The organism is Streptomyces murinus, from assembly GCF_002154555.1.
GTDB classification, from domain to species: Bacteria; Actinomycetota; Actinomycetes; order Streptomycetales; family Streptomycetaceae; genus Streptomyces; species Streptomyces murinus.
Map to the genome: position 1 here is coordinate 1 of NZ_MUNF01000153.1, position 7,137 is coordinate 7,137.

Genomic DNA, 7,137 nt, shown 5'->3' on the forward strand with positions numbered 1-7,137 from the left:
GGCGCACTCCTGAGCGCCCCGCACACCGCCTCCCGCCCTTACCCGGCACGACTTTGACCGCCCCACCACTCGGGCGCCCGCAGGTCACTCCGTGCTGCCGGGGCACGTACCATGGCGGCATGTCGTTCCTCCGCCGCCGCAGCGCCACTCCCGCCGGACCCGACTTCGACGTGCTGGCCATGGACCCGGGCGACTGGCCGGGCAATCTCGGTGCGGGTCTGCTGCCCGCGCCCGACGGCACCTGCCAGGGTGTCTTCCTGCGCTACGACCTCTTCGGCGGCCGCGGCCCCGCGATGATCATCGGCAATCTGCCGCAGGGCTCCCCGGCCCGCGAGGTGGCCGAGGAGGAGATCCCCTTCGAGGTGGGCCAGCTGCTGCTGGCGCTGGAGAACGACGAGGAGGTCACCGTCGTCGGCACCGAGGACACCCCGGTGCTCCAGGGCGACAACCTCCTCATCGTGCGTCGGCTGAAGCTCTCCGAGGGCCGGATCTCCTGTGTGCAGTTCGACCGCAGCGACGGCGTCCTCGTGACCATCGCCGCCTGGGACCGGCCCATCACCGACGACCTGTACGCCCTGCTGAAGCCGCTCCCGGCGGAGCTTTTCCAGCAGGGCTGAGGCCCGGCAGCGGTCAGCTCGCCGAGTTCTCCACGGTCACATCCGCCGCGCGGACGAACTCGACCCGGTGGCCGTACTGGATCTCGTAGTACAGATCGTTGCCCCGCACCACCTGGTGCGAGTCCGGGGTGAAGGTGACCGAGTAGTAGTACTCGCCCGGCATCTCGTCACCGACCACGTACTTCTGCCCGGCCGGGACGGTGTACGGCAGCGCCACCACCGACTGGGCGGGCACCCCCGCCGGGTAGGCGGACTTCTCCGGGTAGGCGCGGCCGTAGACCGGGATGCTGGTCAGCCCCTCCTTCGGAGTGATCACCATCCCCTTGGCGGAGACGGCCGTCGGCTGCTTCGCCGGGTTGCGGAACCACGCCTTCTGGCCGAGGTACCAGATGGCCGTCCAGTCGCCCCAGTGATCGGCGACCGCGTACTGCTGGCCGGTGGAGACCCGCGAGGACACGTCGTTGACGTCGATCGTGGGCGTCGTACCGAGCCCGATGTCCTTGATCAGCGGCGCGTTCACATCGTGGTCGGAGTACAGCCGCACCTCGCTGGAGGCGTGCGCCGCGCAGGGCTCGCCCGCCGTGGCGCAGCCCGTGTAGGCCGGCTGGTTGGTGGCGTAGTCCGGCCTGATGGTCACCAGGCCGCCCTGCCTGCCCGCGGTCTTCTTGAACGGGTGGCCGAGCAGCTGGAAGTAGTGCGCCCAGTCCCAGTACGGCCCCGGGTCGGTGTGCATCCCGGAGATGGTCGACGCGGTCGGTCCGGGCACATTGTCATGGCCCAGGATGTGCTGCCGGTCCAGCGGGATGCCGTACCGCGCGGACAGGTACTTCACCAGCCGTGCCGAGGACCGGTACATCGCCTCGGTGAACCAGGCGTCCGGGTCGGTCAGGAAGCCCTCGTGCTCGATGCCGATCGAGCGGGCGTTGACGTCCCAGTTGCCCGCGTGCCAGGCCACGTCCTTCGCCTTGACGTGCTGGGCGATCAGTCCGTCGGTGGAGCGGACGGTGTAGTTCCAGGACACATAGGTCGGGTCCTGGATCAGGTTCAGGACCCCGTCCCAGGCGCCCTCGGTGTCATGGATGACGATGTACTTGATCGCCTGCGACGCGGGCCGGTCGCCGAGATCGTGGTTGCCGTAGTCGTCGTCGCCGAACTGCGCGTACGCCGCCGGGAGCCACTCGCAGGACACCGACTTCGGGCACTCCGCTCCGTCGTCCTTGACGGTGCGCAGTCCGGTCCGCGACAGCTGCGCCGTGTCCGGCGCGAGACCCGGCTCGGCGGCCAGGGCGACCCGCTGACCGGCGTCCGTGGTGCGCCGCTCACCCGTGTGCAGCACGTCGTACACATCATCGGCGTACGACGCCGCGGTCGCCGTGTCGTCGGCGCCGGAGAAGCGGGCCACCGCGCCGTACCAGTCGGCCGGGTCGGCACTCAGCGGCTCGCCCAGCCGCCGCTGCGCGGCGGCCAGCAGGGCGGCGCCGCCGGAGATGTTCGCCGCCGGGTCGGTGCGCAGCTTCGCGGCCGGGATGCCGGTCAGCTTCGCCGCCTCGGGCAGGGTCTTCAGCCGGGCCGGCAGCGCCGAGTCGGCCGGCACCTTCGCCTCGGGGTGCAGGGCGGGGCGGGAGCTGTCGCCGCGGGCGTCCTCGGTGCCGTCGGCGAAGTGCTCCGTGGCGGCGAGCGCGGTACGGGCGTCCGTGAGGTGCATCGGGCCGTAACCGCCGGAGACGCTGGGCGCGCCGCCGTGGTAGTCCCAGCGGGACTGGAGGTAGGAGACGGCCAGCAGCACACTCCCCGGCACGTGGTACTCGGCGGACGCGGAGGCGAACGCCGACTGGAGCCGGTCGGGGGAGGAGTCCGGGGCGCTCTGGGCGGGGGCCGCGCCGAACAGCGGTAGCAGCAGGGCCGCCGCGGCGAGCGGTACGGCGGCCCGCCTCAGATGTCTGTGGCCGGGCGTGGACGGGGAATCAGGGGCGGAACCTCGCAATGCGGCCTCCTGGGACGGGCGGGCGTGGCGGGGCGTGCGGCGCCGAACTGGGTCAGTGGTATCGGCTGGCCGACGATCCGTCAATGATGCAATCGCCAAGGAGATTTCCCACGTCACGACGGGTTTCGGCGAGTTTCGCGACGGCGGTGGACGGGCCTGCGGGGCGTCAGTGGCGTAGACCAATGGGTCGCGTCGCTGGTCGCGGCCGTACGGACCTCGCGTGGTGTGGGCCCTGCGGCGCCAGGTGCTCGCCGCCGTACGGCCGAAACGATTCCCCCGCGTGGCGGCGTCCGTGCGCACGAAGGCCCGCGGTGCGCCGCCATTCCTGGCGCACCGCGGGCCTTCGCCCCTTCAGCGCGTGCCGACCGCCGCACGCACCGCCTTGCGGGCCATCTGGCAGTCGTCGTGCAGCCGCCGCAGCAGCAGCCGCTGCTCCTCGCCGGAGGGCACGGCGCCCGGGTGGGGCAGACCGGGCGCCACCGGGGGCGGGTCCTGCATCGAGCGCTGGACGGCCGTCTCGTACCGCCGGATCTCGCGGGTCAGCAGCAGCATCAGATTCACCAGGAAGGCGTCCCGGGAGGCCGGGCCCGCCGACTGGGCGATCTGGCTGATCTGCCGCCGCGCCCCCGGAGCCTGACCGAGCACCAGCCACAGCGTGGCCAGGTCATGGCCCGGCAGATACCAGCCGGCGTGCTCCCAGTCCACCAGCACCGGGCCCGCCGGGGACATCAGGATGTTCGACAGCAGGGCGTCGCCGTGGCAGAACTGGAGCATGGCGCCCCGGCCCACCTCCTGCGCGATGCCGTGCAGCAGCTTCTGGAGGTCGCCGAGGTCCCGGTCGGTGAGCAGCCCCAACTCGTGGTATCGGGACATCTGTTCGACATAGTCCAGGGGCATGTCGAACAGACCGGCGGGGGGCCGCCAGGCGTTCACCCGGCAGATCGCGCCCAGCGCCGCGCGGATGTCGGCGCGGGGCGGCGCCTCCATCGGATGCCGCTGAAGTGCCGCCACCCGGCCGGGCATCCGCTCGATCACCAGGGTGCAGTTGTCCGGATCCGCCGCGATCAGCCGGGGCGCCCGCACCGGGGGCCGGTGCCGGACGAACGAGCGGTATACGGCTATTTCGTGGCGGCTCCGCTCCGCCCATGCCGGCGCGTGGTCCAGCAGGCACTTGGCGACGGCCGTGCTGCGCCCGGTGGTGCCCACGAACAGCACGGAGCGCGCGCTGCGCCGCAGCACCTGGACCGGCGCGAACTCCGGGCAGATCCGCTGCACCGCGGCGATCGCGGTGCGCAGCGGGGCGCCCTGGGGGCCGGAGAGGTCCAGTCTCCCGCTGAGCGGCGGGACGGACTGTCCCGGAACCCGCCGGGGGCGGGGCGCGCCCAGCACGGAGCCGCCCGGACGCACCGCCGGGTCGAGATACGGTCCGCCGCCCGCCGGGCGGGGGCGCAACGGCCGAAGCGGTGCGGACACGGAGGACGATGCCGCGTACATGGGAGATACAGATCCCTTCGTTGCCTGCGGTGCCTGCCTGTGAAGTCCTCGCGTCAACCCGGCCCGGTCCCCGGGTACACCCTGGGGAATGTCCCCGGGGGGACCGGGTCGGGGTGGCGCTTTCCTACCTGACACCCGATGGCCCCTGGCACACCATCTGGCGCACCCTGGCGAACCCTGGCGAATAGTCGCCCGGCAACTCGCACCCGGCTACTGTCAACTCAGCCGAGAACCTGGGGGCTTGACGTGAGCGGACGACCCAACACCCGCCTTTCCGATCTGTTCGGCCTGGCCGGCTGGTCGAAGGGGGAACTCGCGAGACTGGTCAACAGGCAGGCGGCGGCCATGGGCCACCCCCAACTGGCGACCGACACCTCCCGGGTCCGGCGCTGGATCGACATGGGAGAGATCCCGCGCGATCCCGTGCCACGGGTACTGGCGGCTCTGTTCACCGAGCGTCTCGGCCGTGTCGTGACCATCGAGGACCTCGGTCTGGTGCGCCACGGGCGGGCAGGGAAACGGCAGGGCGACGGGATCGAGGAACATCCCGACGGAGTGCCGTGGGCGCCCGAGCGGACCGCCGCGGTCCTCACCGAATTCACGGGAATGGACCTCATGCTCAACCGACGCGGCTTGGTGGGCGCGGGTGCCGCGCTCGCCGCGGGATCCACACTCAGCAGCGCCATGCACGACTGGCTGCACACCGACCCGGTCCTCAGGGCGGACGGCCCCGCCCTGGACGACCCCCTGCACGCCGACCCCGCCGGTCTCGACCGCTACGAGGCCGCCCCCATCGGCTCGGAGGAGGTCGCGGAGCTGGAGCGCTCCGTCGAGGTCTTCCGGGCCTGGGACGCGGCCCGCGGCGGCGGCCTCCAGCGCAAGGCGGTGGTCGGCCAGCTCAACGAGGTGGGCGGCATGCTCGCCTACCGCCATCCCCCCCACCTCCAGCGGCGCCTGTGGGGCGTCGCCGCCAATCTGGCCGTCCTCGCGGGCTGGATGTCCCATGACGTCGGCCTGGAGCCCACGGCGCAGAAGTACTTCGTCATCGCCGCGCACGCCGCCCGGGAGGGCGGTGACCGGCCGCGCGCCGGGGAGGCGCTGTCCCGGGCGGCCCGCCAGATGGTCCATCTGGGGCGGCCGGGGGAGGCACTGGACCTGATGAAGCTCGCCCAGTCCGGCGGGGGCGAGCGCCTCCAGCCGCGCACCAAGGCGATGTTCCACACCATCGAGGCCTGGGCACAGGCGGCGATGGGCAAGGGCCAGGCGATGCGCCGCACCCTCGGACAGGCCGAGGACCTGTTCGTGGCCGACCGGGGGGACGGCGAACCCCTCGACTGGATGCAGACCTTCAAGGCCGAGGACCTGTACGGCATGCAGGCCCTGGCCTACCGCACGCTGGCCGAGTTCGACCCGGACGCGGCCGTGCACGCCCAGCACTTCGCGGACCGGGCCCTGGCACTGCGCGTCGACGGCCGGGAGCGCTCGAAGATCTTCGACCATCTCTCCATGGCGTCGGCCTGCTTCATCGCCGACGACCCCGAACAGGCCGACCGCTACGCACGGCTCGCCCTGATGTCGATGGGCGCGAACTCCTCGCGCCGCACCTGGGACCGGCTGCGCCAGATGTACCGGCTCACCGCGGAGTACGCGGGATACCCGAAGATCCATGAACTGCGGGAGGAGATCAGGCTCGCCCTGCCCAAGCCGAGGAGCAAGGGCGCGAACAGCGCGCAGGCGTAGGGGTCCGCGCGCCGTATTCCCTCACACCGGTCGGCGTATCCGACGTCCGGTCATATCCACTGTCCGCCGGTGTCGGCTCAGGCGGTGACTCTGGCGACGAGCACACACGCGTCGTCCAGCCGCCCGGCCCCGCCGAACTCCTCCACGAGCGCCCGCACGCAGTCCTGTGCGCTCCGGGCGTCGTCGAACCGTGGAGCGAGGCCCAGCAACCGGTCCACGGCCGCCGTCCGGCTGTGCCCGGGCACCAGTCCCTCGGTGTGCAGCACCAGCAGGTCGCCCGGTACGAGGTTCACCTCGGCCTGCCCGTAGACGGCGCCCGAGGTGGCGCCGAGCAGCACACCCGCGGGGGCGTCGAGCGCGCATCCCGTCCCGTCGCGGAACAGCAGCGGGGCGGGGTGTCCCGCCTGCCCCCAGACCAGGGTCCGGGTGGCGGGCCGGTAGCGGGCGCAGACGGCGCTGCCGAGAGCCGGCTGCACCGTGGCGTCGAGCAACTGATTGAGCAGGGCGAGGAGTTGGCCGGGCTGGGTGCCGGCCATGGCCATGCCGCGCACCGCGCCGAGCAGGGTCGCCATGCCGGAGGCGACGGCCACCCCGTGCCCGGTGAGGTCGCCGACGCTGAGCAGCGTCTCGCCGTCGGCCAGCTCCAGGGCGTCGTACCAGTCTCCGCCGATCGGTGCCCCGCCGTCCGCGGGCAGCCGGTGCGCGGCGAGGTCCAGGGTCCGCGGGCCCTGGTGCGGGGGGCGCAGGGAGCCACGCCAGGGCGGCAGCACGGCCTCCTGGAGCTCGGTGGCGACCCGGTGCTCGGTCTGCTCCCGCTGGCGGTGCCGGTGCAGCGAGTCATGCGTCTCGCGCACCGTGCGCCGGCTGCGGCGCAGCGTGCTGACATCGCGCAGCACGGCCCACATCGAGACGGTGCCGCCGTCGGCGCCGAGCACCGGCTCGCCCATCATGTGCACGCTGCGCACGGAGCCGTCGGGGCGGCGCACCCGGAACTCGCCGTCGATCGGGCGGCCGTCGATCAGGCAGTCCGTGACCATCGAGGTCAGCTTCGGACGGTCCTCCTCCACGACCAGCGAGGGCAGTTCGTCCAGGGTGAGGGCGGGCAGGGCGGGGTCGCGGCCGAGGATCCGGTACAGCTCCCCGGACCAGGACGCCTCGTCGGTGAGCAGGTTCCACTCCGCGCTGCCGACCCGGCTGAGCAGCGCGCCGCGCGGGGCGCCGACCGAGGTGCCGGCCGGGGCCGGGCGGACGGCGGGCGCCTCGGCGGGCTCCGGGGGCTCGGCGATCGGGGGCAGGGGCGCG

Annotated in this window: 5 protein-coding genes; 2 read left to right on the forward strand and 3 right to left on the reverse strand. The window is 72.9% G+C overall.

The features are described from left to right. The first annotated feature begins 119 nt into the window (after nucleotides 1-119). A complete protein-coding gene (locus CCN72_RS11720) occupies nucleotides 120-617 on the forward strand; it encodes a glycosyltransferase family protein (protein ID WP_085563193.1) in 498 nt (165 codons plus the stop codon). A gap of 13 nt (nucleotides 618-630) precedes the next feature. Here the strand turns inward: CCN72_RS11720 and CCN72_RS11725 are convergent, their stop codons facing one another. Together CCN72_RS11725 and CCN72_RS11730 are read right to left on the reverse strand one after the other, a co-directional pair. Next, a complete protein-coding gene (locus CCN72_RS11725; protein ID WP_086807468.1) occupies nucleotides 631-2,601 on the reverse strand; it encodes an N-acetylmuramoyl-L-alanine amidase in 1,971 nt (656 codons plus the stop codon). A gap of 351 nt (nucleotides 2,602-2,952) precedes the next feature. Next, a complete protein-coding gene (locus CCN72_RS11730) occupies nucleotides 2,953-4,095 on the reverse strand; it encodes an aminoglycoside phosphotransferase family protein (protein ID WP_086807469.1) in 1,143 nt (380 codons plus the stop codon). Nucleotides 4,096-4,341: 246 nt separating this feature from the next. Here CCN72_RS11730 and CCN72_RS11735 point away from each other — a divergent pair, with 246 nt between their 5' ends. Next, nucleotides 4,342-5,835 (forward strand): DNA-binding protein NsdB, encoded by a 1,494-nt coding sequence (locus CCN72_RS11735; protein ID WP_086807470.1) that lies wholly within the window; start codon nucleotides 4,342-4,344, stop codon nucleotides 5,833-5,835. Nucleotides 5,836-5,912: 77 nt separating this feature from the next. Here the strand turns inward: CCN72_RS11735 and CCN72_RS11740 are convergent. After that, the coding region (locus CCN72_RS11740) for a PP2C family protein-serine/threonine phosphatase (protein ID WP_107430091.1) at nucleotides 5,913-7,137 on the reverse strand (1,225 nt) is incomplete at its 5' end.